Annotated in this window: 32 protein-coding genes and 1 pseudogene; 29 read left to right on the top strand and 4 right to left on the bottom strand. The window is 64.1% G+C overall.

From position 1 onward, the window contains the following. Window positions 1-4 precede the first annotated feature (4 nt). The 5 genes from bphA3 to hcaB all read left to right on the top strand — a co-directional run bounded on the left by bphA3 (window position 5) and on the right by hcaB (window position 3,694). Window positions 5-328, top strand: a complete 324-nt coding sequence (gene bphA3, locus H7C86_RS26825; RefSeq protein ID WP_005254551.1) for a biphenyl 2,3-dioxygenase ferredoxin component — start codon at window positions 5-7, stop codon at window positions 326-328. After that, complete coding sequence (locus H7C86_RS26820; protein ID WP_005254550.1) at window positions 325-1,563, top strand: NAD(P)/FAD-dependent oxidoreductase; 1,239 nt, start codon at window positions 325-327, stop codon at window positions 1,561-1,563. The genes bphA3 and H7C86_RS26820 overlap by 4 nt, the downstream gene beginning before the upstream one ends. 325 nt (window positions 1,564-1,888) lie before the next feature. Continuing rightward, a complete protein-coding gene (locus H7C86_RS37960; RefSeq protein ID WP_397517273.1) occupies window positions 1,889-2,041 on the top strand; it encodes a hypothetical protein in 153 nt (50 codons plus the stop codon). Beyond that, a complete protein-coding gene (locus H7C86_RS26815) occupies window positions 2,041-2,844 on the top strand; it encodes a VOC family protein (protein WP_259349304.1) in 804 nt (267 codons plus the stop codon). Before H7C86_RS37960 ends, H7C86_RS26815 begins: the two co-directional genes overlap by 1 nt. Before the next feature lie 37 nt (window positions 2,845-2,881). Then, on the top strand, window positions 2,882-3,694 hold the full coding sequence (gene hcaB, locus H7C86_RS26810) for a 3-(cis-5,6-dihydroxycyclohexa-1,3-dien-1-yl)propanoate dehydrogenase (protein WP_005254548.1): 813 nt from the start codon (window positions 2,882-2,884) through the stop codon (window positions 3,692-3,694). Between the two features lie 154 nt (window positions 3,695-3,848). Here the strand turns inward: hcaB and H7C86_RS37405 are convergent, their stop codons facing one another. Next, window positions 3,849-3,977, bottom strand: a complete 129-nt coding sequence (locus H7C86_RS37405) for a hypothetical protein (RefSeq protein ID WP_257233726.1) — start codon at window positions 3,975-3,977, stop codon at window positions 3,849-3,851. Between H7C86_RS37405 and H7C86_RS26805 the strand changes: the two genes are divergently transcribed. From H7C86_RS26805 to H7C86_RS26780, 6 genes are all read left to right on the top strand, one after another. Then, window positions 3,976-4,140 (top strand): hypothetical protein, encoded by a 165-nt coding sequence (locus tag H7C86_RS26805; RefSeq protein ID WP_005254547.1) that lies wholly within the window; start codon window positions 3,976-3,978, stop codon window positions 4,138-4,140. The two genes, H7C86_RS37405 and H7C86_RS26805, sit on opposite strands and share 2 nt — an antisense overlap. A 180-nt stretch (window positions 4,141-4,320) precedes the next feature. Further along, window positions 4,321-9,099, top strand: coding sequence for an AAA family ATPase (locus tag H7C86_RS26800; protein WP_182262564.1), 4,779 nt, complete (start codon window positions 4,321-4,323; stop codon window positions 9,097-9,099). Beyond that, window positions 9,096-9,725 carry a response regulator gene (locus tag H7C86_RS26795; protein WP_005254545.1) on the top strand — a complete coding sequence of 210 codons (630 nt, stop codon included), beginning with the start codon at window positions 9,096-9,098 and terminating at the stop codon, window positions 9,723-9,725. Before H7C86_RS26800 ends, H7C86_RS26795 begins: the two co-directional genes overlap by 4 nt. Window positions 9,726-9,753: 28 nt before the next feature. Beyond that, window positions 9,754-10,149: an IS5 family transposase gene (locus tag H7C86_RS26790; protein ID WP_182262563.1), complete on the top strand. Its 396-nt coding sequence runs from the start codon at window positions 9,754-9,756 to the stop codon at window positions 10,147-10,149. Window positions 10,150-10,200: 51 nt separating this feature from the next. Then, window positions 10,201-10,875: an alpha/beta fold hydrolase gene (locus H7C86_RS26785; protein ID WP_345890977.1), complete on the top strand. Its 675-nt coding sequence runs from the start codon at window positions 10,201-10,203 to the stop codon at window positions 10,873-10,875. 56 nt (window positions 10,876-10,931) lie between these two features. Beyond that, the gene (locus tag H7C86_RS26780) at window positions 10,932-11,252 is read left to right on the top strand and encodes a hypothetical protein (protein ID WP_005573824.1); all 321 of its coding nucleotides are present in this window, start codon (window positions 10,932-10,934) and stop codon (window positions 11,250-11,252) included. Between the two features lie 459 nt (window positions 11,253-11,711). Here H7C86_RS26780 and H7C86_RS26775 read toward each other — a convergent pair whose 3' ends face one another. Then, window positions 11,712-12,065: a zinc ribbon domain-containing protein YjdM gene (locus H7C86_RS26775; RefSeq protein ID WP_005573825.1), complete on the bottom strand. Its 354-nt coding sequence runs from the start codon at window positions 12,063-12,065 to the stop codon at window positions 11,712-11,714. A 632-nt stretch (window positions 12,066-12,697) separates the two neighbouring features. Here H7C86_RS26775 and H7C86_RS37400 point away from each other — a divergent pair. The 4 genes and pseudogenes from H7C86_RS37400 to H7C86_RS26760 all read left to right on the top strand — a co-directional run bounded on the left by H7C86_RS37400 (window position 12,698) and on the right by H7C86_RS26760 (window position 14,660). Next, entirely contained in the window at window positions 12,698-12,832 is a 135-nt protein-coding gene (locus H7C86_RS37400; RefSeq protein WP_259349303.1) for a hypothetical protein, read from the top strand. Further along, window positions 12,829-13,188, top strand: a pseudogene (locus tag H7C86_RS37880) (hypothetical protein); the annotation flags it as partial. The gene H7C86_RS37400 and the pseudogene H7C86_RS37880, both read left to right, overlap by 4 nt. A 293-nt stretch (window positions 13,189-13,481) precedes the next feature. Next, window positions 13,482-13,904, top strand: coding sequence for a hypothetical protein (locus tag H7C86_RS26765; RefSeq protein WP_182262561.1), 423 nt, complete (start codon window positions 13,482-13,484; stop codon window positions 13,902-13,904). Between the two features lie 72 nt (window positions 13,905-13,976). Next, window positions 13,977-14,660, top strand: a complete 684-nt coding sequence (locus tag H7C86_RS26760) for a MerR family transcriptional regulator (protein WP_397517272.1) — start codon at window positions 13,977-13,979, stop codon at window positions 14,658-14,660. Window positions 14,661-14,693: 33 nt separating this feature from the next. On the opposite strand, the gene H7C86_RS26755 is transcribed toward H7C86_RS26760, so the two are convergent. Both H7C86_RS26755 and H7C86_RS26750 read right to left on the bottom strand, forming a co-directional pair. Beyond that, on the bottom strand, window positions 14,694-14,969 hold the full coding sequence (locus H7C86_RS26755; protein ID WP_182262560.1) for a hypothetical protein: 276 nt from the start codon (window positions 14,967-14,969) through the stop codon (window positions 14,694-14,696). Window positions 14,970-15,064: 95 nt separating this feature from the next. Next, window positions 15,065-15,253, bottom strand: a complete 189-nt coding sequence (locus H7C86_RS26750; protein ID WP_182262559.1) for an antitoxin VbhA family protein — start codon at window positions 15,251-15,253, stop codon at window positions 15,065-15,067. Window positions 15,254-15,349: 96 nt separating this feature from the next. On the opposite strand from H7C86_RS26750, the gene H7C86_RS26745 reads away from it, so the two are divergent. The 14 genes from H7C86_RS26745 (at window position 15,350) to H7C86_RS26680 (ending at window position 23,816) form a co-directional block, all read left to right on the top strand. Further along, window positions 15,350-16,165 (top strand): CPBP family intramembrane glutamic endopeptidase, encoded by an 816-nt coding sequence (locus H7C86_RS26745; protein WP_182262558.1) that lies wholly within the window; start codon window positions 15,350-15,352, stop codon window positions 16,163-16,165. Between the two features lie 492 nt (window positions 16,166-16,657). Beyond that, window positions 16,658-17,248 (top strand): TetR family transcriptional regulator, encoded by a 591-nt coding sequence (locus H7C86_RS26740; protein WP_182262557.1) that lies wholly within the window; start codon window positions 16,658-16,660, stop codon window positions 17,246-17,248. A gap of 93 nt (window positions 17,249-17,341) precedes the next feature. Further along, window positions 17,342-17,866, top strand: a complete 525-nt coding sequence (locus H7C86_RS26735; protein WP_182262556.1) for a hypothetical protein — start codon at window positions 17,342-17,344, stop codon at window positions 17,864-17,866. Then, window positions 17,863-18,498 (top strand): RES domain-containing protein, encoded by a 636-nt coding sequence (locus H7C86_RS26730; RefSeq protein WP_182262555.1) that lies wholly within the window; start codon window positions 17,863-17,865, stop codon window positions 18,496-18,498. The genes H7C86_RS26735 and H7C86_RS26730 overlap by 4 nt, the downstream gene beginning before the upstream one ends. A 143-nt stretch (window positions 18,499-18,641) precedes the next feature. Beyond that, window positions 18,642-18,932, top strand: a complete 291-nt coding sequence (locus H7C86_RS26725) for a hypothetical protein (RefSeq protein ID WP_182262554.1) — start codon at window positions 18,642-18,644, stop codon at window positions 18,930-18,932. A 44-nt stretch (window positions 18,933-18,976) separates the two neighbouring features. Beyond that, complete coding sequence (locus tag H7C86_RS26720; RefSeq protein ID WP_182262553.1) at window positions 18,977-19,375, top strand: hypothetical protein; 399 nt, start codon at window positions 18,977-18,979, stop codon at window positions 19,373-19,375. Further along, window positions 19,368-19,688, top strand: coding sequence for a hypothetical protein (locus H7C86_RS26715; protein ID WP_182262552.1), 321 nt, complete (start codon window positions 19,368-19,370; stop codon window positions 19,686-19,688). Before H7C86_RS26720 ends, H7C86_RS26715 begins: the two co-directional genes overlap by 8 nt. A 132-nt stretch (window positions 19,689-19,820) precedes the next feature. Next, the gene (locus H7C86_RS26710; protein WP_182262551.1) at window positions 19,821-20,096 is read left to right on the top strand and encodes a hypothetical protein; all 276 of its coding nucleotides are present in this window, start codon (window positions 19,821-19,823) and stop codon (window positions 20,094-20,096) included. Between the two features lie 171 nt (window positions 20,097-20,267). Continuing rightward, complete coding sequence (locus tag H7C86_RS26705; RefSeq protein ID WP_182262550.1) at window positions 20,268-20,489, top strand: hypothetical protein; 222 nt, start codon at window positions 20,268-20,270, stop codon at window positions 20,487-20,489. 322 nt (window positions 20,490-20,811) lie between these two features. Further along, entirely contained in the window at window positions 20,812-21,798 is a 987-nt protein-coding gene (locus H7C86_RS26700) for a DUF1524 domain-containing protein (protein ID WP_182262549.1), read from the top strand. Between the two features lie 53 nt (window positions 21,799-21,851). Beyond that, a complete protein-coding gene (locus tag H7C86_RS26695) occupies window positions 21,852-22,562 on the top strand; it encodes a DUF2510 domain-containing protein (protein WP_182262548.1) in 711 nt (236 codons plus the stop codon). Between the two features lie 210 nt (window positions 22,563-22,772). After that, entirely contained in the window at window positions 22,773-23,138 is a 366-nt protein-coding gene (locus H7C86_RS26690; protein WP_182262547.1) for a hypothetical protein, read from the top strand. Between the two features lie 85 nt (window positions 23,139-23,223). Further along, window positions 23,224-23,421, top strand: coding sequence for a hypothetical protein (locus H7C86_RS26685; protein ID WP_182262546.1), 198 nt, complete (start codon window positions 23,224-23,226; stop codon window positions 23,419-23,421). A gap of 2 nt (window positions 23,422-23,423) precedes the next feature. Beyond that, on the top strand, window positions 23,424-23,816 hold the full coding sequence (locus H7C86_RS26680; protein ID WP_220463476.1) for a type II toxin-antitoxin system death-on-curing family toxin: 393 nt from the start codon (window positions 23,424-23,426) through the stop codon (window positions 23,814-23,816). The last annotated feature ends 1,098 nt before the right edge of the window (window positions 23,817-24,914 follow it).

Here is a 24,914-nt window from a genome sequence, read left to right as displayed (position 1 = left end):
GACGATGGCCCTCACAAAGATATGCAGCTCCGGCGATTTGGCGCCGGGTGAGATGCTTCGCTTCGAGGAAGGTCCAGAGCCGATTCTGGTCTGTAACGTGGGCGGAGAGTTCTTCGCGACTCAGGACACCTGCAGCCATGCCGATTGGGCACTCTCAGACGGGTATCTCGAGGACGACGTCGTGGAGTGCACACTCCACTGGGCCAAGTTTTGCGTGCGCACTGGCAAGGCGAAGGCGCTCCCGGCCTGTCTGCCGTTGCGGACCTTTGTGGTCAAACTCGAGGGAGACGACGTTCTCGTGGACCTCGAGGGCGGAGTGACGACATGACTTCCGACATCGTGGTCATCGGGGGCGGGGTCGCTGGCGTGAGTGCCGTGCAGTCGCTGCGTTCGGAAGGCTATGACGGGCGTCTGTTCCTGATCGGCAAGGAACGCGAACTCCCATATGACCGCACCTCGCTTTCCAAAGCGGTCTTGGCCGGGGATCTGGCCGATCCCCCGCCGCTGTCACCGGCTGACTGGTACGACGAGCTACAGGTAGAGACGGTGCTCGACAGGACGGTCCTGCAGGTGGATGTCACCCGCAAGGAGGTTCTGCTCGACGGCGGCCGCTCGCTCGAGGTCGATCGTGTTCTCTTGGCGACCGGGGCCAGCGCGCGCGTTCCCTCCTTTTCCGGCGCCGACCTTCCTGGCGTCACCACCCTGCGAACGGTGGACGACGCGCAGCGGCTGCGCCAAGACTGGGAGCCAGGACAACGGCTCGTCGTCGTCGGCGGAGGCTTGATCGGCTGTGAGGTTGCCACCACCGCTCGGAAGCTCGGGCTCGAGGTCAGCATCCTCGAGGCCTCAGACGAGTTGCTACAGCGCGTTCTGGGCCGCCGGATCGGTGGCTGGTGCCGGGCGCGCCTCGAGGAACTCGGGATTTCGGTCATGGTGAACACGGGAGTCGCCGAGTTCGACGGGGTGGACAGGATCACCGCCGTGATCGGCACCGACGGACGGCGTTTCCCGGCAGATAGTGCAATCGTGTGCGTCGGCGCGGAACCCGAGACGGCGATAGCCGAGCAGGCTGGGCTTGCGTGCAGCCGCGGCATCATCGTGAACGATTCCGGCGGCACCGCCGCTGAGGGGGTCTTCGCGGCCGGCGACGCGGCATCATGGCCGCTACGGACGGGCGGCCGGCGGTCGCTCGAGACCTACATCAACAGTCAGAAAGAGGCGACCGCAGTTGCGTCCGCGATGTTAGGGAAAGCCGTTCATGCGCCGCAACTACCGCTGTCGTGGACCGAGATAGCCGGACATCGCATACAGATGATCGGCGACATCGAAGGTTCAGGGGAGTACGTCATGCGAGGCGCTCCCGACGACGGCCCGGCACTGCTCTTCAGGCTCACCGACGGCAAACTGACTGCGGCCCTTTCGGTGGATGCTCCGCGAGAGTTCGCCATGGCGACCCGCCTTGTCGAGAGCGGTGCTCAGGTGGGCCGGGACGTTCTCGCCGACACAAGCGTGGAGTTGCGCGAACTGAATCGGGCGGCACGCGAGAGAACAACAGCGGCATGACAGAGAGCCCTGATCGCGGAGTGATCAGCGGTGCCGCTAGGGCCGATCACTCATCCGCTCCGCCGCGCCACTGGTTCGGCGACGATATGCACCAACGGTCGCCTGCTCTGCTGGATCGAGAACATGTCGAAGACTGGGTAGGACGCCAACGCAGGCACCGCGATCGAGTCGCATCTCCCAACCAGCGGTCAAGTCGGCTCGGGACGCCGGGTGGCCAATCTCCTTCGGCCATCACACACGGCAACAGGAAAGCCATACCCGAGGTCCCTGGGTGATTCACAGCCTGCGGCCGACGGCGCAAATCACACTCCAAGAAAGGTAAGAAATGAGCGTTCAGAGACTTGGTTACATGGGCTTCGAGGTTGCGGATGTGCCCGCATGGCGCGCCTTCATGACGGAAAAACTGGGGGCCATGGAGGCCTCGAGCAGCGAGAATTCGGCGCGGTTCAGGATTGACTCCCGCAGCGGGCGCGCCTGATGGTCGAAAAGGGACCGTCGGATGACATCTCGCTCTCGGGCTACGAGGTCGAGAGCGAGGACTCGCTACTCGCGATCAAAAAGCGTCTCGAAGCGCATGGAATCGAGGTGACAACAGAGAGCGGCGAGTTGGCGGACGATCGCGGTGTCCTCGGACTGATTTCGTGCACGGACACGGCAAACACCCGGGTCGAGATCTACTATGGCGCGACGGAGCTGTTCGAGAAGCCGTTCATCTCGCCGACCGGGGTCTCGGGCTTCACGACCGGCGACCAGGGGTTCGGCCACTACGTGCTGGCTGTGCCGGATATAGATGCTGCCCTGGATTTCTATGTCAAGGGCCTGGGCTTCCATCTCTCCGACATCATCGACTGGAAGCTCAACGATGAACTGACGGTCAAACTCCACTTCCTGCACTGCAACGGTCGACACCACACCCTGGCGCTCGCCGGTCTCCCGGGAGCAAAGAAGACTCACCACTTCATGCTCGAGACCAAGCATATGGATGACGTGGGCCTTGCCTACGACAAGTTCGATGCGGACGGGACAGTGGTCATGACGCTTGGCCGCCACACCAATGACCACATGCTCTCATTCTACGGCGCGACCCCCTCCGGATTTGCCGTCGAATACGGCTGGGGCGCTCGCCAGGTCGAACCAGGCTGGTCCGTCGTGCGCTACGACAAGATCAGCATCTGGGGTCACAAATTCGTTGCCGAGCGCGACAGGCAAGTGAGCAGCAACGCAATCGAGGATGAATTGATTGACATCGATGCCACGCTGAGCGCCCCGGCGCAAGCGTAAGACGAACCGAACTCACAAGACGAAGAAAGGGATTCAGATGGGTTGGCTGGAAGACAACGTCATGATCGTCACCGGCGGAGGGTCGGGCCTAGGCCGGGCGCTGGTCGAGCGATTCCTGGGAGAGGGAGCCCGGGTGGGTGTCCTGGAGAAGTCGGCGGAGAAGGCTGAGAAGCTTGCCAACGACTTCGGCGAGGATGTCCTCGTGGTCGAAGGCGACGTGCGCAAGTACGACGACAATGCGCGCGTCGTCCAGGAAACGGTTCGCCAGTTCGGTCGCCTCGACACGTTCGTCGCGAACGCCGCGATCTGGGACTTCTCGACGAAGATGGTCGATATCCCGGTGGACCGACTGGACGCCCTCTTCGACGAAATGTTCCACATCAACGTCAAGGGCTACTTGCACGGTGCACGTGCGGCGGTCGAGGAGCTCGCCGCCACCGGAGGCTCGATCATCTACACCGTGTCGAACGCCGGCTTCTACCCCGGCGGCGGCGGCCCGCTCTACACCGCGTCGAAGCACGCGGTAGTCGGGCTGATCAAGGAACTGGCCTTCGAACTCGGCCCCAAGATCCGCGTCAACGGGGTGGCTCCGGGCGCAATGCCCACCGATCTGAGAGGACCTGGTTCGCTCGGAATGGGCGAAACCACCATCACCTCAGTGCCGCTCGGCGATCTGGTCAAACAGTGCACCGTGCTGCAGGAGCTGCCCGAGGCGGCGGACTACACCGGGCACTACGTTCTGCTGGCTTCGAAGGCGAACTCGAGGACGGCAACCGGCGCGATTATCAACTGTGACGGCGGGATGGGGGTGCGCGGCTTGGCCGAGACGGCCGGCGGAAACGACCTGTAAAAAGCAGCCCTCGGAAAGGAAGAAACAACAGCGAACGACACCAGGCCCACTTTCGGTACCCGACGCCCTCGCCGAAACACTCAACAATGACCACGTTTGGCTGAAGAAGGCCGACAAGATGACCTTCGGGGTGACACATGTGTACACCGGGAAGCTAACCCTCGTCGTCCGCATGGACTTCGGCAGGGGCGTCATGTCCGACGTCGTCGAACATGCCAACGCGGACGACGCGCCACCCAGCGAATTCGTGCTCACCGGTGAACAGCGAGAACTGGCGGCGCATGCTGGTGACAGGCGAGCTCACCGTCAACATCGCGCTGGTCACCAAGCAGATCTCGGTGAAGGGGAAGATGGGACCCCTGCTGAAGGACATCCCACAGTTCAAGTACATCATCGTCAAGTTGAGCGAGCTCGGGCCCCGCGCATTGGATCAAGAGGCCACTTGACCTGGCTACCTTCCGAAGTCTCGGGTAGGTCCTTCCCGAACCTCCGGGATAGCAGTCGGTGACCACGGTGCCGGGATCCCCTCCGGGCCCACATTGTGGTTACCCAGCCGCTCATGGCGCGAGTCTGGTTTGTTGGGGAGACTGGACCGTGACAGCGAAGTCGCTGATCTAGGGAACAACATGGAAATCGACACCGTGAGGGTGCTGCGGCAGAGTCCGGGCATCACGACGACTCTGGCCCTGTCGGGCGAGACCCGTGAACGTGTGGTTGTCCGGCGGGTGGATCTATCCATGACGTTCCCATGGAGTTGGCACTGGCTCGAAGGTGAGCTGGAGGCCATGCGCAGGGCGAGGCTGCCACACGTCATCCCCACCCAGATTGCACACAAAGGACCCGACCACGTCGATCTCGTCCGCCCATTCATAGCTGGTCTCGACATTCGAGAATGGTCTGCGCAGGAGTCACCCCAATCGCTCGACGTCCAGCTCCAGCTGATGTGCAACCTGTTCTACGCACTGGCTCGTCTGCACCGAATGGGAATCGCTCACGGCGGGGTGAAGCCAGCGAATATCATGCTCGCGGAGGGCACCAATCAGCTCGTTCTCCTCGACGCCAGCGTGACGCGGACTCAATTGGCTGCCGTGACCCATCCCGTCGAGGGGCCGGAAGGTCGATATCTGCTTCCGGAAAGTCCCGGACTCGCACACCCGGCGGCGGGCTTCACGGCCGACATCTTCGCAGCGGGGTGGGTACTCCTCGAGTCGACCGCGGAGGGAAATCGGACGGCCAGCGCGTTGCGTAGGGCGAACCCTCGTATCGGTACCCACGCAGAGCTGTCACACCTGGTCGATATCGTCGGCCTCCCGGCTACGCTGCGCCCGATATTTCTCAAGCTGCTGAGCCCACGGGCAGCGATCCGCTACGAAAGCGCCGACGAGGTGCTCGCAGCGCTCGAGGCGGTGGTCGCGACCGGCGGTGGGGAGAGCGCTCTCGCGTCTGCTGTCGCGCCGCCCCGGCAGTGCGGATCGCTCGCCTACGTGGAGCCGCCGTTGGTAGGCAGGCATGACGAACTCGCCACCCTCACCGCATGTGCCGACGGCGCGAGCCGATCGTCCGGCGCGGTCACATGCCTGAGCGGTGAGTCAGGAGTCGGCAAGAGCCGCCTGCTCGACGCCGTCGCCACGCACGCCTCGACGGCCGGGGTGACCGTGATGCGTGCCGGCGCGTTCGACCACGCGGCGGCCCGTCCCCTCGGCCTGTTCGCCGGCCCTTTCCGCGACGTGGTCGCCTACTTGACCGCGCACCCGCGCGAGGCCGAGCGGGTGCGCGGAGAAATGGGTGAGCTGCTCCCGGCAGCACTCGAACAGATACCGGAGCTGACCGCTGCCTTCGGCGATCCACCCGCGGCGAAGAACTCCGACAGCGGATTCGGCGATCACGCGGTAGCCGCCGCCCCGACTGCCGTCGCTCGACTTCTTCGCTCCGTCTTCACCAAGGAACAACCTGGACTGATCGTGGTCGACGACTGTCAGTGGGCCGACGATCTCAGCTGGCAGGTGCTCGCCAAACTAGCTTCGACGATAGCGATGGAGGAAACGCGATCCCAGTCGAACGTGTCGTTGATATGTTCGTGCCGAACGGAAGCTGTTGCGCAAGTGAGGGCCTGGGAAATCAGTGATATCGAGTTTCTCGACCTTCAGCCGTTGTCCGCAGCCGATACGGAGGAATTGATCCGGTCGATCGGTGACCGTATCCCCGACGAGATCATCCCCTATGTCACGAAGTACTCCAAAGGCAATCCGCTCGAAACCATGCTGGTTTTCCAGGCGCTCGTCGACTCGTCGGCGTTGACGCGCGAGTCGGGTCGATGGGTGATGGACGAGAATGGGATGGCGTCACTCCCGCTGCCGTCGCAATCCCGCGATTCCGACGCCGCGTCGGGGAGGGACAGTGTGCTCGTCTCGTCACGGCTGAGTCTATTGTCGCCGGACACACAGCAGGCGATACGTCAGGGCGCGGTGCTGGGACGCCGGTTCTCGTCCAGGCTTCTGTACGCGGCACTGGCGGCGAGCCCCACGGACGTCGATCAGCTCCTCCTGGAGGCAACCCAGCACGGAATCGTGCGCGGCATCGCGGACGGCGGCCACGCCGAGTTCGAATTCACGCACGATCGGCTCCGCGAAGCCGTGCTGAGAACCTTGACCGACGACGCCCGGCGCGAGCTGCATCTGCGCGCCGCACAGGCACTCGAAGGCGTCCCTGCGGTTCGGGCCGACTACGACATCGCGTATCACTTCGACCGCTCCGGCCGAGCCGCATCTGCAGTGCCGTACGCCCTACGTGCGGGCGAGGCGGGACTGAGGCACAATGCGCTCGACGTCGCGGAAGGCAACTTCAAGATCGCTGAAACGGGACTGGCCCTGTGCGAGTCGGCCGACGACACCGCGAGATTCCGTGTTCACGAAGGACTCGGCACAGTCCACATGCTCCTTGGGAACTACGATCTGGCCGCGAAGGAACTGGCGTGGGCATACGAGCTGACCCGTGCGCGCTCGGGACTCGACTCTTCACGGGTTGCCACTCTGCTCGGCGAACTCGCGTTCAAGACAGGCCGATTCGATGATGCCGCGGAGTGGATGCGACAGAGCATGCACGACATCGGGCTTCGCTTGCCCCGGAGTTCCATACTCGCCGCCGTATTCGCGGTCGGCGAGGTGGGTCTGCTTACCCTTGGTTGGCTCTCTCGCCGAATCCGGCCGGGCCGAGCCGGAACAGAGCGTGACCGCCTGGCCGCCCGCATCCACAACCGGCTGCTATACGAATGGTGGTTCGTCAGGTCACCGATCTGGCTGGTATTGGCCATCCTCCGTGGCGTGCGTTTCGCGAATGCCGCAGGAAGCACGCGTGAGCGGGCACAGGCATACTCCACCGCTGCCGTGATTTCCGGTGTAGCCCCCGTCCTTGCGCCGCTGGCGTTGCGCCTCGCCGACCGCTCGCTGCGACTGCGCCAGACGGCGGGCGAAGGCTGGGGCATCGCCCAGTCGCACCATTTCCGGGGATTCGTTCTCTACGCTGCCAACCGGTACGACGAGGCGATCGCGGCGTTCGACACCGCAATCGCCGCCTTCGACACTGTCGGGGATCGTTGGGAACAGGTAGCCGCGATGTGGCAAAAGGCGCTGTGTCTGGCTCGACAAGGGAAACTTCACGATGCGGGAGTGCTTGCGCGTGACACCTACTGGGAGGGCAAGCGCAGAGGCGATCGGATCGGCGCGGGGACCGCCCTCGCGATCTGGGTCTGGTGCCTGCCGGGTGAGGTGAGCATGGAGACGATCTCTCGTGAACTGCGGCAGACGAATTCGGGCGACCGCCACACGATGGCGATGTTGCATGCGGCGCGGGCCTGGCGACTTTTCCACGCGGAGCAGGACGTGCAGGCTGTGGACGCGTTTCGGCAGGCAGACGAGCTGATCCGCGGTTCGGGCATCAGGAATCATTTCCTCGCACCGATCCTGACCGCGCACCTGCAGGTCCTTCGCCTCTCGCACGACGCCGCACCTGCCTGGTGGACGGAGGAACGCCGGCTCCAGGCCACGGCCGCACGACGGCAGCTCACTCGTGCCCGGTGGTCGGCCATCGTCTTCTGGGGCGAGCGGCCCGCGGTTCTGCGGGAATGGGCGTTGATGTCGTTTTCGCGGGGACACAAGTGGCGCGGCCGCATGATCTTGGCCGCAGCATCTCGCAGCGCATTCCGATACTCGGCGCAAGGCGAACTCGCCGCATGCGCTCTGGTCGCTACACTGGTGGGGCTCACACCCCGACGAGGGCCGCTCAGCGCGCTGGCGCCGGTGACCGAACTGTGCCGACCGCTGGGTATCCGGGTGGATCGCGGGATCGTCGAGTCGGCGCACTCGCGAGACGCCCTCGTCGGCAGGGGCTCAGCCCGGCACCAGGCCCTGCTCGACGCTGTGAGCAGCATCGTCGCCTCCGAAGACATCGACGAGGTTCTCGACAAGCTCCGAGACGCAACTTTCGCGACGACCACCGCGCGCCGAGTCGAGATCTCGCGCCATACACCGGTGAGCGTCGATGCGATCAGAGTTCCGAACGCGTCTCCAGCGTCGATGCTCGGGGATTCGGGGGCGGCCGGTGAGGCCCGCGAAATGAAGTTGACGGAGCGCATCATCAAGCCGGTCGTCGGGAACGATGTCACCGAAACCGCGGTCGTCGCGGCCTTTCCCCTCGGTGAGAGCGAGCACCACGGGCCGACCATGGAGGTGCTGGCCGCGCTGGCGGGCGCCGTCATCGAGCGGGAGGGCCTTCGGCCAGCGTCCATGGAACGGATAGTGGAAGTGCAGGAGGCCGAGCGCGGGAGAATCGCACGTGATCTGCACGACGAGTTCGGCCACCTCTTCGCGGGCGTGATGGACGGACTCAGTGCTCTACAGAACTCCGAAGACGCCACCACACGCCAGACTGCGACCGATGTCCGCACGATCGTCCGACAAGGGATACAGGTGGCCCGGACTGTCGCGTGGTCATTGCGGCCCTCGGGGCTCGACGATCTAGGGCTCACCGGCTGCATCGAGCAGTACGTGGAAGATTGCCGGCAGATGTACCCGATCCGGATCGAACTCACCGCAACGGGACAGCCGATATCCGTTCCGCCGGCGGTCACGACCGCAGTCTTTCGTATCGTGCAGGAAGCACTGACCAATATCGGCCGACACAGTCGCGCCGGGGAGGCGAGTGTCATGATCGTGTCCTCGGCAGACACCCTGCGGGCCGTGGTCGAGGACAACGGGACCGGATTCGACCTCGACCTGGTCGGACAGCGCAGGTCGCTGGGATTGATCGGAATGCGGGAACGGGCCCGGCTGGTAGGCGGACGGATGTCCGTCGAGTCCCGACCAGGACAAGGTACGACGATAATGGTGGAGGTGCCGATCAGACGATGATCAGCGTTGTGGTGTGTGACGACCATGGCATTATCCGGTCCGGGATCCAGAGGATCCTCGAGACCACGACGGACTTTCACCTGGTGGCGTCCGCACCGACCGGAGAACTTCTCCTGCAAGCAGTGCGAGACTTCGCGCCGGAACTGGTGGTGCTCGACATCCGACTGTCCGACTGCAACGGCCTCGACCTGTTGGAACAGATTTCAGCCATCTCGCCCGAGACCCGTGTCGTGATGCTCAGCATGTACGGCGCCAGGGGGTACGTCGAGAAGGCGAAGACGCGGGGTGCGCGAGGGTACATCACGAAGGAATGCCTCGACGAGGAGCTCGTGTCTGTCCTCTACGCCGTGATGAAGGATGAAGGATTTGTCTCGTTTCGAGCCGACACCACCGAACCCGGCGGCTCCGAAGGCCTGCTCGAGGCCAATATCGACTCTCTTTCTTCAAGGGAGCTCGAGGTAATGAAGCTGATCGCCTCCGGCCTCACCAACACCGAGATCGCGGAGGAACTGACGGTCTCCCCGCGCACCGTCGAGAGCCACCGAGCCAGCATTCAACGCAAGCTGCTGATCCGCACCCGCGCCGAACTGGCCCGAGTAGCCCGGGACGCAGGCCTTTTGGACTAGAGCGTGTCTGCTTAATGTTCGGGAATTGATGCGTGATGCTGGGTATGTGTTGCGCGCCGACGAGATCCCCGATGACCTGTGGGCTGTGATCGAGCCCGTCCTACCCGCACTGGCGGGCCGAAGGGGGCGTCCGTGGAACGACCACCGGTTGACCCTGGAAGGAATCGCCTGGCGGTTCCGAACCGGATCACCGTGGCGCGATCTGCCCGAATACTTCGGCCCGTGGCAGTCGATCTGGGAACGGCATCGCCGCTGGTCGGACGACGGCACCTACATTCGGATGTTCGCCGCGGTGCGGGCGGCAGCCCCCGAACGAGAGGAACAGCTCGAACGTCTGCTGTCGATCGACTCGACGATTGTCCGCGCACACCAACATTCGGCTGGCGCCCTGACCGATGCGCACACAGGGGGCTCGGTCGAATGACAAGAATCTGGCCAACGAACCCGCAGACCACGCACTCGGCCGCATCGCGGGATCTCACACTCCCACGGTATCGAGGGCATGAGCATCGACGACCTCGTCGCCGATGCTGCGGCACTGATCGAACACCTCGGGGGCCCAGCCCATGTCGTCGGCACCTCGATGGGCGCGCGAGTAGTGCAGGAACTGGCCGTGGCCCGACCCGAATTGGTCATCAGAGCCATCATGATCGGGGCGACCGGAAGACCGTACCCGGTCGAGAGCGCGCTGAACCGGGGCCAACAAGCCCTCCACGCGCAGGGTATCGAACTGCCCGCAACCTACGCAGCGGCAGTCACCGCGCTGCTGAACCTGTCTCCCCGGACCCTCGCGGACCCGCAGAAAGCGCAGGAATGGCTCGATATCTTCGAGTACTCGGCTCCCGCCACGACTTCACCGGGGGTGCGGGCACAGGTCGCGATGGATCGATCCCGCAATCGACTGGCCGATTACGCCCGCATCGTCGCACCCACCTTGGTCATCGGATTCGGTGACGACCGAATGACCCCACCGGAACAGGGCCGTGAAGTGGCCGCCGCCATCCCCGGGGCCCGATACCAGGAAATCCCACATTGCGGGCACTTCGGATACCTCGAGCAGCCTGACGCAGTGAACGCGCTGCTCATCGCCTTCCTGACAGGGAACCCCCTTCCCCCGCACCCAACCGCGATGAATCTGTACGGCCCGTGATGGCCCGATCCAGTCCTGGTCCGACGGCATCGGCGCAACCGACAAGTAGGGCAGCGATGAACTCGCGCAAGATCTTCCTGGTCCCCACGACCGATCACGAACAGATCCGCACCTGGATCCAGAAACATCATGGGGCCCCGGCGATGAACCCGAATATGGCGGCGGGGCGGCGCGAGACCACCCTTCTCCGGATCGACTTCGTCGGTTTCCGGCCCGGCCCGGACCTCGAACATATTACGTGGAGGGAGTGGTTCGCACTGTTCGACGAGTACCGCCTCGCTTTCCGCTTTCCCGCGACCGAGGGCAGCACGGATTTCCAACTGATCTCCCGCGCGGCGACGACGGGCCCACCCCGAACCGGTGAGCGGTCGGAGTGATGTGGAACCGGCAGACCCGCTTGCCCGTTCCACCACCGGGCGGCTCCACCACGGGGCAGCCGGACAGGATGAATGCGTTCACCACACAGCCGTGGCCCGATCTGGTCCGTCGGTAGGACGGGTTAGTCCACTCGGCCGGCGATGCCAGGTCCCGTACCGTTACGAGCGGTGCCGAGTCGAGGGGTCACCACCCGAACCGCCGCTGGCACAAGAGGCTTCACCAGCCGGAACACTCGAACCCGGAGCTGAGCGCTCCTCGGACACAGAGCGCAAACCGGGGCACGGCAACGCGGACCGCGCTTCGGGAAGACGAAGTTCGATTCGAACGTCGTACCGGTCATGCGCCGCCGCCAACCGCGGCTCCTCTGAGCCAGGCCTTCGCATCGCTCGGCGTCGGCCACCGTCGGCCGGGGAGTACGCATCCACCGGAGCCCCTCACTGCCTCGGTGGCATCCCGGGTCAGATCTTCTTGACGACGCTCGACTTCAGTTGCATGGGACCGATTCCGTCGACCTTGCAGTCGATATCGTGGTCGCCCACGCCGTTCACCAGGCGAATGTTGCGCACCGTGGTACCGGCCTTGATGCCGGTGGGGCTGCCCTTGACCTTGAGGGTTTTGATCACCGTGACAGTGTCGCCGTCGGCGAGCACGTTGCCGACCGCATCTTTGATCGCCGCGTCCTCTGCGGTGTCCGCGGGTGCGTCCGCCGTGGGAGCCCACTCGTGCGCACACATCGGGCAGACCAGAAGGGGACCCATCTCGTAGGTGTACGAGCTGGAGCATTCAGGGCACGGCGGCAGGGTCTCGTCCACCGGGATATTCTACCCGCGGCCTCGTTCGGAACGGTCAGCTCCTCGGAGCATGTGGACTCGGCACCGAGGACTACCCGCGTCCGGTGTGGATCTTTCGGCGCAGGCCAGTGCGAACAGCGTGCCGTCCATCGACCCGTTGATCGCCGGGGAATCCGGCAACGTGAGCGGTGTGGGTGTACTCGCCGTGGCGGATGGTCGGGGGATTCGTCATCGTCCCGCTGATCTCAGCGCCGGCGCGGTATGGCCATGACCACCACCTCGGCAGCGGTTCCCGCGAGAATTATCGCAGCTGCCACCAGTGCTACCAGTGCACGCGCCATCTGAACCATCCCTTCATTCGACCGGACGGCGGTTCCGTCCGGGTCCGTCGGTCGTTTCCATCCGGTGCACTCACTCGGTGAGGCATCCGCATGGACGCCCCCGGTTGGCGCCATCGACGGGGGTCTGAAGCCTTGTGACGGAGCCGTCCCTGGCACACCCTGCCACGCCGAGTCCAGAGACCCGAGCGGCGAACTCCTTCGACCGCCTCATGTTACTTAACAAATTACGCAACTGCTAATGTAATGGTGTTTCTGTGGAGTGTGCACCGGTCGGGGGTGCGCACTCCCCCCTGCCGTGTGGAGGAGCGATTGATGGCGACGCCGCTGCATCATCTGAAGTCAGGCCTTGCCGGCACCTCGGAGCACGGGATTCTGCTCGCAGACGCGCCCACCGAACCGGTCGAGGATTCACGGAGTCCGGCGGAGGTATCGGGGGCCGGGGCGTGAGTGCCTCGGCGGGTGGCGCCTCAAACGCGAGGGGGCGTGGACTTGTTCATCAGATCCGCCGGATCGGCCGAATCGCGGAGCCGGAACCGGTGCCACCCGCCGATCCCGGTGGACCCGGCACCGACGGCATGGTGGAGCCCTTTCTGCCGGTGACCGGATCGATCCAAGTTCGCCATGTCGACGCCGGCTCCTGCAACGGCTGCGAAGTCGAGATCGCGTCCGCGTTCGGTCCGGTGTATGACGCGGAACGATATGGCATCCGGTTGGTCGCGTCCCCGCGCCACGCGGATGTGCTCCTCGTGACGGGTCCGCCGGCCGACCCAATCCGCGCCTGGAGAAGCTCGTCGCCGATACCCTCGCTGCCAGGCCGACCCCACGCCCTCAGACCGGTAACTTCGACCTGAGTAGCAGCTCAGGGCACCAGCCCAGCACACATCGACACTGAGCACCTCCGCTCCCACGACTCTGGGCATTACGATCATCGACTGTGCAGCCAGGTGACAACAGAGGAGAGATCGCGACCACAGAGTCGGCAAAGGGCAGGCCTCGTTCAGCAAGGTAGGTACTGTTTCACGCGGTTGCGGACCCAGACTCTCCCGGATCTTCTCTGATCAGCCCGATCATCATCGACTCGTGAGGTGCAAGATCTGTGAACAGTGATCGCCCGATCAGGAGTGCAAAAGCAGAATTGCTCGATCTAGTCGGTGAACTACATACTCCCGAAGAGGCCGGCGCGATCCTTTTCCCTCACACCGCGGATGTTCTGTCGAAGATCGACCAGCTCCGCGAAGAATCAGTGATCCTCAGCCTTGAGGCCGATGGTCAACATCGGTACCCCGCATTCCAGTTGGACATCGCGGAGCGTCGAGTCCGGAACGCAGTGGAATACGCAAATCGAGTGCAGCATGCTGCTGCGCGTCCATGGTCGACGGCGGCCTGGTGGCTCACTGCGTCGCCGCTATTTGCCGACGACCGTGGTCGGGCTCTGACCCCGATGGAGCTCGCCGCAACGGGTGTTCTCACCCAGATTGCGGTCGACAACATTCTCGTCCACGGTAGCGCGAGGATGTGACCCGCGAGTCGACCGCGGCTGCAAGACGCTAAGCGAACCACTCTGTGGCCCGACGTGGGAGAGTTTGCTCTGATGAACACTCGCGAATCGCATCGCGACGACACACGCCCGGAGCGTGTGATGAAAGTGGGGGAGATCGTGACCGCAGAATTGACAGACGGACAGGCCTCGTTTGACGAGTGGATGCCCGAGGCGTTCACCGTCCCACCAACCGCCAACTATGCCGGCGTCGGCGCCGGTCTCGGATACCGTGCCCCGGCGGTGCAGCAGGCCGCCGGTGTGACATATCGCCAGCTCGACTACTGGGCGCGAACAGGACTGATAGAGCCGTCCATCCGCAGCGCAGCCGGTAGCGGATCCCAGCGCCTGTACTCGTTCGCCGACGTCGTGACGGTCCGAGTGATCAAACGGCTGCTCGACACAGGGGTGAGCCTGCAGAACGTGCGAATCGCGGTCGACCACCTACGCGCTCGCGGTCGAGCCGACCTCGCGACCCTCACGCTGGTCTGCGACGGAGTGTCCGTCTACGAATGCACGACCGACGAAGAAATCGTCGATCTCCTGCGCGGAGGGCAGGGTGTGTTCGGCATCGCGATTGGGCACACCGCCACCGATGTAGCGGCCGTCGTGCGCCACCTACCGTCTGTAAAGGCCGCTGACACCGTCGCTAACGACGCAACCCGCAGTGACAGCAACACTGTCACCGGGGACGTCAGCGATGATCTGAGCGCGCGCCGAGCGCGTCTCAGTGCATGACCGCATTCGTCTGCGCAGATCATCGCTACCTGTTCATGGTCTGAGCTCAGCCGGATCATGTAGCCCCCAACGATCCTCGACGTCCCATAGTCGTTGCCTTAACGCTTTCTCGGGCATGACCGAATGGGGCGGCTCGACCGCAGCCTTGATCGCGAACAGCTCGTCGAGATCGCTTTCGATTCGGTCGAGCTCACTGCGGGATGGCGGAGTCTCCTGTGCAGAATCCGGGCCGCCGGCCATTGCCATTCCCTCGTCCGGCTGGTCGCGTCGCTGCTCGAGGAATTCTATTGCCCTGCTGATCTTGTCCATGAATTGCATCACTCACCATAGGCCCTAATCGGCGGGGTCCGGAGGGGTCACTGTTCATCACGTGGATAGGTTCAGCTCGCCTGCTCCTCGCAGGTTCAGGCGAGTGAGATCAGACACTGCCTGAGCTCAGCGGAGGAGATACTCCCGGACACGTACTGCTCTGCGAGAGCCCTCTCCGAGGGTGTCGGGTTCTGCCCCTCCAGATGGAGTGACGCGTAGACCCGCTCCACGATCTTCTGCCGTCTCTCGACTGCTTCTCCGCGCTCATCTCTGAAATAGCCCATACCCCGGGATCGTATTACTCGCGCTGTCAGCGCGCCCGGTGCCGTCGAGACTCGAACCCCACACCGCCCGAATCTTGCTGATACAGAAAGGCAGTCATGCCCCCGCGCACGTTCACCCCGGAAACCTTCTATGCAAGCCTCTGCCTTTTCGTGGCGCTGCTCATCACGTTCGTGATCCCCAGCGTTCTGACTTCCGCTGTGACAAACGGCAAGTCGACCGTCGTCCAGGTCGTGGCTGTGTGTGGTCTGTTGGTAGCCGCTCTGACCTCGGCCGCCCTCGCGGCATTCCTGCTGTGGTCAAGTCGTTCTGCTCGCGATCGTCTCCGTCCACATTTGTCGATGCTCCGAGAGCCGCTTGCCTTGATTGGAGTTCGGTGGTGCGCCGGCACGTCCCGCCGCCGCTGGTGGTACCTGGCGGCCGCGCTCATCGTAGTTCTCGTCTACACCTTCGTCCGCGCAAGCGCTCCCGTGCTCCGCATGCTGGTGGAGTACTTCCCGACGTCCGAACCCGGTGCGCAACAACAAGCCTGGGAGGCCCGCGAAGCCGTGTACCAATTGCCCTTCCCCGGGCACATCACCGGAGTGACGATGACAGCCAACGTCATCGTCGAAGAGCTGATTTTCCGTGCGCCGGTCATCGCGGCGTCGACCATCGCGCTGCGACGACTACGTCGACCGGGAGTCGTCGTCCCCCGATGGGAGCGAGCCCCTCTCGTCGCGGCTGTCATCTGCGTATGGGCCGGAATCTCCGTCTATGGCTTCGCTTCCGGTCACGAGCAGTTCTCGGCACTGAACTTCGCCACTACGTTCCTCGACGGGATCGTGTGGGGTGCCCTCGCGATCTGGACGCGATCATTGCTACCCGGCGTCGTCGGGCACAGCGTCAACAACGTCCTCGCAGGCGGCTGGTGAAGCGTCGAAAACGAAGGGATCGAAACAAATGCGGTTCAGGTTGTTTACCCGGCGGTCGCGGATCGTCGAATGCGGCTGGCGCGGCGAATGTCACGGCCCAGTCACCGTCGGCGTAACCACTGCATGGCCGTGCGGGCACGCAGTGCATCCGACCGCGACACCAACCTGCTCAGCTCATCTACAAAGCCTGCTGGTGGACGGTGGAACAGCACCGAACCCCGTTCACTGCGCGATCTGCGGTGTTGTCGGCGCAGCCAAGGTTGCAGCGACCGAAGACCTATAACGGACCACGCGCAATTCGAGTGGAGGTTGCCCGACCAGTTGGCGGAGCCAACATCGGGACAACTCGAAGCAACCCGGGCCGCGCTACCGCGCGGTTGACCTACACCGGGATCAGCCGCCGAGCGAAAAGGAATCCACACCAATGAACAAAGCCGATATGCGCACCAGCACCGACGTCGATCACACACTTCTGATCGACGGTGCGGTCCGATGACCCAGCAGCGCGCGCTTCGGACCCGGGCAGCTCTGCTGACGGGAGCCGCGACAGAGTTCGCTCGCCACGGCTACGCGGCGTCGTCGGTCATCCGGATCCTGGAGAACACCGCGTCCACCAAAGGTGCAATGTATTTCCACTTCTCTTCCAAACGAGAAATGGCGGATGCAGTCCTCGATACGGCCGCCGCTGGCTACGGGGGAGTCGCAGAACGCTGGATGACCACAGACGGCACCCGCCCGCTCGATGCCCTCAGGGGGCTGGTCGACGACACCGCACGAGCCTTCATCGACGACGTGTCGCTACGTGCCGAGGCCCGTTTGGCTGTCGAACCGGAACTCAACACTGGTCGCACCCTCGCGGTCTGGAACGCAACTGCACTCCACCTGGCGAAAGAGGCAGTTGCCGCAGGCGACTTTCACGAGGGGTTCGCCACGGACAAATTCCTTCGCCTCCTCACCGCATCTCTCGCCGGTCACCGCCTCACTGCGCACTTGGCCGTCGATGTCGACATCCGAAGCGGATACGCCGAGGCGCTGGAAGCCATTCTCGCCGCAGCGACAATGAAGGACGTGTCGCAAATCTGACAGCGTCTGCCCTGGCCAACCCTATGCGGGTTGACAGCATTGACGCATATGATAACAATTGGGTTGACTTGGTTGACCGTGAAAGGACTTCTCATGAGCACTCTCGCCGAACAGGAACGCAAGCTGCTCGACCTGCTCACCCACTCGGTCCACCGGACATTCGCCGATGCCCGCGCCTCCGGTGTCCCCGCTGATGTCTTCGCCGACGTCGAGTCCATTGTCCGCTCCATGACCTCGGCACTACCGACAAGCCACATCTACGACCAGCTCGTCGGCCCGTTCTACGACACCTCGGGCCTGACCCAGTGGTGGGGGGTGAGCCGGCAGGCCGTCGCGAAGGCATCGTCCACCGGCACGCTGATCGCCTGCCGGCTCGACGGCGGCGGATGGGTCTATCCGACCTGGCAGTTCACCGACTCAGGCACGGTGTACCCGGACCTGCTCACCTTATGGTCGACGTTGCGTGCTGCAGCCGATGCTTGGACCTGCGCAACCTGGCTGCGCAGTCCCCTCACCGACATCGACGACCGCAGCGCAGCACAGTGGGTCGCCGAAGGGCGCCCCATCGAGCCAGTGCTCGAGCTCGCACGCGCCGACGCCCGACGGTGGGCGGCGTGAGCGGCCGCGACCACGTCGCACTCGGTCCGCCGTCGAGGCCACTCGACGGATTCCCCATCCGTGAGCTCACCGCAACCCAGCCACTGCACCGCGGGCACAGCATCGGGAACGGTCCATGGTGGTTCTCATCCTCGGGTGGCGGCCGCTTCGACCTCACCCCGCCACGTGGAACCTGCTATCTCGCTTACGACGAGCTAACCGCGATCCGGGAGACCGTCGGCGCGCCACTGGCCGCGACCGGAGTGATCAGCGCCGAGTTCGCCGGGAAACGCCAGCTGTCCGCGCTGGCGGTGCCGCACGATCACCACCTGGCCGACACCTCCTCGGAGTATGCCGCGGAGTACGGCCTGACCAGGGAACTCGTGTCCATGACCCCGTACGCAGTACCGCACGAGTGGGCCTCGAGCTTCGATGCCACCTTCGACGGAATTCAGTACCAGACACGGTTCACCACCGGGCCAAACCCAAACGCCGCAGCGCTGTTCGCCGACGCCGGGGAGCAGTCATGGCCGGCCGACCCGGCTCCGGAGCCGCTCACCACTGCGGCGCGTCGACACGGCTTCACCGTGGCGACCCCGCCGCGATCGGTTCGCATCGTGCCGACACCCGGCGGTGCCACGAAACCGTCGTGACATTGCGATCCCCGACCTGATCGCCCTCGATCCCCGCCAGCTCTGCTGGCGGGGATCTTTTCGTTGGCGAAGCCAACGTCGAAGGTTCGGGGATCGGCTACCTCGCACGCCGGCCGTGAGGACCTACACAACAAGGAGTACCCGTGAGCTCACAACCCGAGGGCGAAGGCCTGATCCAGGCCACCTTTCGCCTGGCCATGCACAGCAAATCATGCCCCGATCTCAAGCGAGCCGAGGCCCAGGCTCGGTTGAGACTGGCGAGCGCGATCATCGCTCTCGACGACGCGCACCTGTCCGACGAACGGCACACGTTCATGGAACAGGCCGCCGTCGAGAACGCTCTCGGTGAGTACGGAAACGCCCTGGCATCGCTTCTCCGCAAAGAGCACTCCGAGCGCGAGACCGATGACTACCGAGAGGCCCGGCAATCGTGAACCCGTCGAACTCGTTTCCATCGGCGACTCGGGGAGAGGGATCCGTGTCCGATACGGCGGCCCTGATCGCCACCGTACGAACCAACGCCGAACTTGCCGGCAGCGCAACAGACATCAACGACTACGGGATGTACGCCAGCCGTGCGCTCGATGCTGCCGAGAAGCTGGCTCGACACGTCGAAACGCTCCCGCTCGGAGCTTCGCAGGATGCTGACCACGCCGGCGACATCTGGGTCTTGGTTGTCGACGACCGAACCTCCCCGACCACATCCAGTCTCCATACGGGCGAGCAATCGGCCATCGACTGCCTGGTCTTGAACTTCGACCCCGTCGACCGGGACGATCCCGTCCAATCACTCCGGAATGACGGCTACACGATCTACCTGGACTCCCACCCGATTCCGCATTCCGCGGCGTCGACGGAGCAGAACGCCAATGTCTAAGCGGGCACGAATCGAATCGGTCGTAGCCCAAGCGCTGCGCGACACATCGGCGGTTCGGAACCACGACGTCGTAGCCAATATCGTCGTGGGCCGACTGGTGCATCTCGGCTACCGCATCGTCGAACTGCCGACACCGGCCGAACCCGGCGTGTGGCCCGCGCCGCCTGGTTTCCGTAACCCGGTCGAGCTGACCGACATGGAGCGTTACCCGATCCGGCACAGCGGCGAAGTCGTCACGAACGCCGAAGGGGCGCTCTCTCTCGCAGGACGGCTACTCGCCGCCACAGCGGTCGTCGAGGGCAGGCCATCGTGAGCGATACAGCGAAGCGATGCCGCCCCGAGAACAGTTGAAAACTGTAGGAATACAACAGTGTTCAACTGTGTAATGCTTGCCCCGTTCATCGTCAGGGCCACCCGATCGGATGGCCGAATAGCAGGGGGAAATGTGAAGAACAGAACCATCAAGCGGACCATCGCGTCGGTGCTGACCGCGGGGGCGATCATCAGCGGGATTTCACTGGTGTCGGCAGGAACTGCTTCCGCCGACACGAGGTACGTCTTCTCGTCGCAGTCGTCGTGCAACTCCAATCGCGACGCTGCAGTAAGACGCGCCGCTGCTACCGCCAAGCCGCGTGGTCAGTTCCAGGGCAGCGGCACGACGGTTACCCCGTGCAAGTTCCAGTACGGGAAATGGACCTTCAGCACCATTCGGTGGATGTGACGCTGTAGGAACAGCGGACACGGACCCGCTGAGCTTTCGATCTCGGTCCATCACAGAACCCGCACCTGCCACGGCAGGTGCGGGTTCTCCCGTCCGTGGGACACCTCTTCTGCACTGCCAACGACGTGTGGCGGCACTGACAGAACCTCCGCATCGTGATAAGCAAAGGTAATGACTGATCTACTTCGTTCCCTCGACACGCGGACACGCGCATTCTTCGGTGGGCCCGGTCTCGGGATGGTGGCCCTCGTCGCGCTCATTGCGTTCGTGTTGCCGGTTGTCGGTCGCGGGATGGACCTGAGGGGCGAGCTGATCGCAGCGCTGGCGATCCTCGCGGCCGCGGTTATCTACGCGGTCGGTCGCGTGCGGCGCAGGCTCGCGTCGGAAGACTGACGCCGACAAGAACCGCTGGCGTCCTCGCCGCTCTTGATCACGCCGGATCAGTCGCAGTACCTGTGGACGTGGGGCCCGCTCCACTCCAGAACCCGCACCCACCTCCCTGGTAGGCGCGGGTTCCTCGCTGCCAGCTCGAAACTCCGAAACAGTAAGCAACACAGGCCATTCCACTGAGCCGGTTCCTGAACAACTGCCCAACTACGATGTCGACCGACTCGTCGATTCACGATCTTGGAGATTCACTGTGTCTGATTCCGGCGACCTGCCGCTTGCACCACCCGTATCGAGGAGTCGTCACCGGTGGCCATGGATCACCTGGATGGCCCTGTCCGGTCTGCTCATCGTCGGTTGCGTGGACCCCACGACGGCCAGCGACGCCACGTCTGCCGCCGAGAGTGCTTCCTCCGCAACCGACACAGCGACCAGCGCCTCACCTCCTGCGTCCAATACCGATGCTGTATCTGTGGCCCCCGCGCCCACCCCCGCGTCTGCAGCCGAAAGCGGGCCCGATGCTCAAGCCGCTCTCGGCATGCTTGCAACCCTGCCGATCAAGGGGCGTGCGCCGAAAACCGGCTATGACCGTGATTTGTTCGGCCAATCCTGGACCGACGATGTCGACGTCGAATTTGGGAGGAATGGCTGTGACCAGCGAAACGATCTGCTTCGTCGTGACCTCACGGACATCACCCTCAAGCCAGGATCCAATGGATGCGTGGTGCTGACCGGCACCCTGGCCGACACCTACACCGGCACCATCATCGACTTCGTTCGAGGAGCTGATACCTCGATGGCTGTTCAGCTGGATCATGTTGTGTCGCTGAGTAATTCGTGGCAAACCGGTGCGCAGCAACTCGATTCTGCCACACGACAGAACTTCGCGAATGATCCTCGTAATCTGCAGGCCGTCGACGGCCCTGCGAATCAACAGAAGAGTGACGGCGACGCCGCAACCTGGCTGCCGAGCAACAAGTCGTACCGGTGTACCTACGTCTCCCGGCAAGTCGAGGTCAAAGCCGCCTACGGGCTCTGGGTCACCCCGCCGGAACACGACGCCATCTCCCGCGTGCTGGGGGAATGCGGCGCCAGCACACCGATCGCGGAACCCGTCCCGTCCATTGAGCCTGCACCGGCGGCGCCGGAACCGGTGGCTCCCGCGCCAGGTCCGGTCGATGACGCACCGCCTGCGAGCGTGACCTATGCGAACTGCGCCGCAGTTCGCGCCGCCGGAGCAGCACCCGTCCGAGTCGGACAACCCGGATTCAGCACCAAGTTCGACGGCGACGGAGACGGCGTCGGCTGCGAATAGCCGCCAAGTCAGGAAGGTGGGGTTCGGTGACGCCGAGCTGAGACACTTCTCCGATGACGACACCGAACCCCGGCTGGTATCCCGACCCCGACCCGTCCAACGCTGGCGGTCAACGATTCTGGGACGGCCGCCAGTGGACCGATCGCTCCGCCCCGGGTGTACCTCGCCCAACAACAGAGCCGACGACCCCTTCGCCTGGGTCGTCACCGGGGCCAGGCGGCAACCGCGCACTCAAAATCGGTCTGTCGATCGCGGCAGTGCTGATTCTGGCGGTCGGCATCGGATCGGCATTCGGCTCGGACGAGGACAATGGCGAAGCTGATCAGGCTTCGGCGACATCGACGGAGGTACCGGCTGCCACGACAACACCCGCACCGGCTGTTGTCCCCTCTGTTGCACCGCGCACACCGGTGCGCCCCACTCCGACGACCGCTGCGGGGCCGCCGTCGGCCGGCTGCCTCGACGCGCCGGGCGACGTCCTCGCGGCAATCAACGCATCGCTCGAATCGAGCGGGTACGAACTCGGATCGCCCGCGGCATACGACGACGGCGACACCCTCTATATCGCCGGTGAGGTCGTCGAGCTGCAGGACGGCGGGATCCGCTCACGCGACGACGTGTTCGCCCAACAAGGACCCATCTTGACTCCGGTGACGGTCACAGCGCGCAACGAATCCACTCTGCTCGACCTGCACGACGAGTTGGACCTCGACTTTTCGGACCCGGGATCGCAGGCTGCAGCAGACTGCGCTCGGACCTACTGACTGCGGTCCTCAGTGCACTGGCGGTACTGAACCAGAACACTCGACCCGAGAACCCGCACTCTGCCTCCCCGGGCAGAGTGCGGGTTCTCGCTTTCTTCGGCGCGCGGTCACACCCGCTTTACAAGCGTCGGCGGAGCCGACCTCGAAGCGACATCGACGCGATCAGGCACCCCCGCCGTCGTCACAGAGCCGTCGAGCAGGAGAAACGCCATGACTGTCACCCTCACCACGATCGACCGCGCAGCACTGACCTTGCTGGTCCTGCCTGCACGAACACTTCCAGCCGACAACCTGTGGCAGGCCTACCCCATCGATCTCGGAGAATCCGCTGCAGAGATCAGCGACGCACTCCATGCCGTGGCCTGGCTCAACGACATCACGCGAAACGAGCTCGCCATCGCGGGAGTCGAGTTCGCGGATCCGGAGCAGCACAACACCACCGTCACGTTGAGCGGCACCGACCTGGACGCCATGTCCTGGGCGCTCGGCGACGGCGGCATGGAGCTCGTGAGCACCGACGGCGTGCTCGCACACCTCGACCATCTCGTGTCGGTTGCCGTACCGGTGTACGCCTGAATTCACATCCGCATCATCCTGACCTGGGCAGGTACCATAATTGGTACCTGCCTCTACTGTCGTCCACGTCGGAAGGACATCGACCATGCCATCACTGAACATCACCTTCACCGACGAAGAACAGCAGGAACTGCGTAATGCTGCAGAGCGCGAAAATGTCTCCTTGAAGACCTTCGCGCACGACGCAGTGACCGCTGCGGCCAGTTCGACGAAACGCCAGGTCGCTGAGGCATCCAAGCGAGTCGCTGCCGTATCGGCCGACCTCAACCGTCGGCTGGCGTGAGCATCTACTACCTGGACCGCGACGACATTCTCACCGTCGCAGGCGACGCCTTCGGTTCCGTCCCCGTGGTGCGCGAGTACGGGCTTCTCGATGCCGCGATCGCGCGGCCGCAATCGACGGTGTTCGGCGTCGACGCCTACCCAGAGCTGTTCGAGAAAGCAGCAGCGCTTCTCCACTCACTCGCCCGAAACCACGCTCTCGTCGACGGCAACAAGCGGACCGCCTGGGCTGCCGCGTCGGTGTTCCTCGCGGTCAACGGCTTCCCCATCGATGACCGCATCGACGACGAGCGAGCCGAGAAGTTCATGAACGACACCGCCATGGGTTTGATCGAACTCGACGAGATCGCACGCGAGCTCGCGCACTATCACCACAGCTCACGCCTCCCGCACTGACGGTCACGGGCCACGACAAGCCCGATCGAGAGAGCACCTCCCGTCGAAGAACCCGCACTCTGCCCCCGGCAGAGTGCGGGTTCTCTTTTTCGCAGACAGAGTCACTGATCTGCCGAAAAATGTGGCCGCAGTGGTGACAGCTGGGCCAGGACTGCCATGTCCAAGGAAAACTCAATCGCGCCACTGTGTAGCCGTCGCGAAGCCCCTTGACGGATATATACCGGAACTACAGCGGCTTACGCCGTAGTGCGGATGGGGAACGGCGATGCCGCGGATGAAACGCGGATGCGAAACGGAAAGACAGCGGCTACCGCGCGGACTACCAACACGTAGGCGGCCACTACTTCGTGGATACCGCCGCACTGGGGCCCAGCACAACGGCGGTATGGCCGGCACCAATGCCACAGCCCTCTGACCTGGCCGTTCGTGGCGACCAGAATTCGCTACATCGCTCCCTCGCGGGGCCTGAAAATACTGTCGTGAATAGTCAGTGCCCTCTTTCAGCCCGTGAAACGCTCTATATCAGACCGATTATTCTGCACAGATAAACCCGTGCGCGTCTTTATCTTCGATGTCATTGATCAGACGCCGAAAGACACCGTTCTAATAAGACGATTCGGACCCTAAAAGGTAATTATCCGGCCATCCTTCAACACGCAGGATAAACGGGATCGGAACGGCCAGAGAAATACTCCGCCACACCGAAGAAACAGACTTCTCCGGCGCACGTGGGCACCAGATATTCGATGCGAGACCGGTGATCTGGCCGGCGGCCCGGGGGCCGCCGTCGTCCGCAGAAAAGCGCTGCGGCCGCCACCCACGTGCGCCGGAGAAGCCCGCCTGTGACCGTTCCGTCCGCGGCCTGTGGCCGCAGCCGACCCCCGCAGCCCGATGGCTGCGACAGCCCCGAGAAGCGAGACCGACCCAACCTTGCTGCCGTGCGGCCGGCCGGTGAAGCTGGCAGGCCGCACGGGGTCTCGACGAGTCTGTGGAGCGGCCCTGCCGGGCCGTCAGATCCCACTCGCAGCGACCGTTCGCAGCCCTGATCGCCACCCGCTGAGGCGGGCGGCCGAACCGTGGACGGCCGCCGACGCTGTG

The sequence above is a fragment of the Rhodococcus sp. UFZ-B548 genome, from assembly GCF_903819475.1.
Lineage (GTDB): Bacteria > Actinomycetota > Actinomycetes > Mycobacteriales > Mycobacteriaceae > Rhodococcus_F > Rhodococcus_F erythropolis.
The sequence above is the reverse complement of the archived record's forward strand: the minus strand, read 5'-3'. Positions and strand labels throughout refer to the sequence as shown.